This is a genomic window from Nitrosomonas sp. Nm58, assembly GCF_900107335.1.
Taxonomy (GTDB): Bacteria; Pseudomonadota; Gammaproteobacteria; order Burkholderiales; family Nitrosomonadaceae; genus Nitrosomonas.
The window spans coordinates 1-2,324 of the sequence record NZ_FNPQ01000103.1; the positions used below are offsets into that span (position 1 = coordinate 1).

At 54.0% G+C, this 2,324-nt stretch carries 2 pseudogenes; both read left to right on the top strand.

Annotated features, from left to right (window positions below):
- Nucleotides 1-94 precede the first annotated feature (94 nt).
- A pseudogene (locus BLW34_RS15180) lies at nt 95-568 on the top strand (recombinase family protein); the annotation flags it as partial.
- A 2-nt stretch (nt 569-570) separates the two neighbouring features.
- Nucleotides 571-2,232 (top strand): annotated as a pseudogene (locus BLW34_RS15185) (Tn3 family transposase); the annotation flags it as partial.
- Between the last annotated feature and the right edge of the window lie 92 nt (nt 2,233-2,324).

Genomic DNA, 2,324 nt, shown 5'->3' on the forward strand with positions numbered 1-2,324 from the left:
CGCTAAAACCAGAGGTTAAATCCCTCTTTTTTATTAACCTAACTGGTACACTTTTCGCGCGCTATGCTGGTACCTTTTTGCTCCGTCATTGACAGTTTTTACCGATAAGGCGTCCGGCAAAGATACCGAACGTCCGGCCTTGGAAGAACTGCTGGCGTTTGTCCGAGAGGGCGATACGGTCGTCGTGCATAGCATGGACCGCTTGGCGAGAAATCTGGATGACCTGCGGCGCTTGGTTCAGCAGTTAACCCAACGCGGTGTGCGCATCGAGTTCGTCAAGGAGTGTCTGACGTTCACCGGCGAAGATTCGCCGATGGCCAATTTATTGCTGTCGGTGATGGGGGCGTTTGCCGAGTTCGAACGGGCTTTGATCCGCGAACGGCAGCGCGAAGGCATTGCATTGGCCAAACAGCGCGGCGCTTACCGGGGGCGCAAGAAAGCGCTATCGACCGAGCAAAGAGAAGAGTTACAAAAGCGAGCCGGCACGGGCGAGCAGAAAGCCAAGTTGGCCCGCGAGTATGGCATTAGTCGCGAAACCCTATACCAATATTTGAAAACCACTGAGTAATCATGTCCAGGCGCTCGGTTTTGTCCGTGACGGAACGGGTCAGTTTGCTGGCCTTGCCCGATACTCAAGACGACCTGATCCGCCATTACACTTTCAACGAGTCCGACAGGGCCCTGATTCGCCAGCGCCGGGGCGATGCCAATCGCCTAGGATTCGCGGTGCAACTCTGCCTGCTTCGCTACCCTGGTTACGCGTTAGCTACTCAAGCGACGGTCGCGGAACCGGTGATCCATTGGATAGCTAGCCAAATCAAGACCGATCCCGGCGCTTGGCGAAAATACGGCGAGCGCGATGAAACGCGGCGTGAACATTTCCAGGAACTGCGCGGCTATCTTGGATTATCGGCCTTCGGTTTATCCGATTTCCGTTTTCTGGTGAAGACGCTGGCCGATCTTGCCATGCAAACCGATAAGGGTGTGGTGTTAGCGGATCATGCCTTGGAAGCACTACGCCAACGCAAAGTGATTCTACCAACGCTTACCGTGATCGAGCGAGCCTGTGCCGAAGCCATCACTCGCGCGAATCGCAGCATCTACCAGGCGTTGGCCCAGCCGCTTACGGCGCTACATCGACAGCGGCTCGACGAGCTGCTGAAAATCAAGCCGGATTCCAACACGACTTGGTTGATTTGGCTACGCCAATCGCCTTTGAAGCCCAATTCCCGCTATATGCTGGAGCACATCGAGCGCCTGAAAACCTTTCAGGCAATTGCCTTGCCGGACGGCATGGGTCGGCACATTCACCAGAACCGGCTATTAAAAATCGCGCGCGAAGGTGGGCAAATGACACCGCAGGACCTCGGCAAGTTTGAAAGCGAGCGCCGATACGCCACGCTCGTGGCTGTGACCTTGGAAAGCTCGGCTACCATTACCGACGAAATTATCGATCTACACGACCGCATCCTGTTGAAATTATTCAGCGCAGCCAAGCACAAGCATCAACATCAGTTCCAACAACAGGGCAAGGCGATCAACGACAAGGTACGGTTACTTTCAAAAATCGGCCATGCCTTGTTGGATGCCAAGCAATCGGATAACGATCCTTATGCCGCAATCGAGTCTGTTATTTCCTGGGACGACTTCCAGCAAAGCATCATTGAAGCGGATCAACTGGCCAAGCCCGCAGCATTCGATTATTTACACTTGATTGCTGAGCAATTCAGCACCCTCCGCCGCTACACGTCGGATTTCCTGGACGTGCTGACATTACGAGCGGCACCGGCGGCGCAGGATGTGTTGGATGCCATTGCGGTGCTCCGCACTATGAACAGTACCGGCACACGCAAAGTGCCGATTGATGTGCCGACGGCTTTTATCAAACCGCGCTGGAAGTCGCTGGTACAGGCCGACCAAGGGTTTGACCGCCGCTTCTATGAAATCTGTGCGCTCACCGAACTGAAAAACGCGCTCCGTTCCGGCGACATCTGGGTACAGGGTTCCCGGCAATTCCGCGACTTTGACGACTATCTGTTGCCGCCTCAGAAATTCCAGGCGCTCAAACAGGCAAAAGTATTGCCGGTCGCCGTCAATCCGGATTGCGAACAATACCTGCATGATCGGTTGCAGTTGTTCGAACGACAACTGAGCACGGTAAACCGTTTGGCATTGGCCAATGAACTTCCCGATGCCATCATCACCGATTCCGGGCTGAAGATCACCCCATTAGCAGGCCGTTGAAAAATACGGCACTTTCAGTCTGAGATTCTGTTTTTAAAGGACCGCAAGTATTTCGATTGTTTTTTGAAGCTATTTTTTTC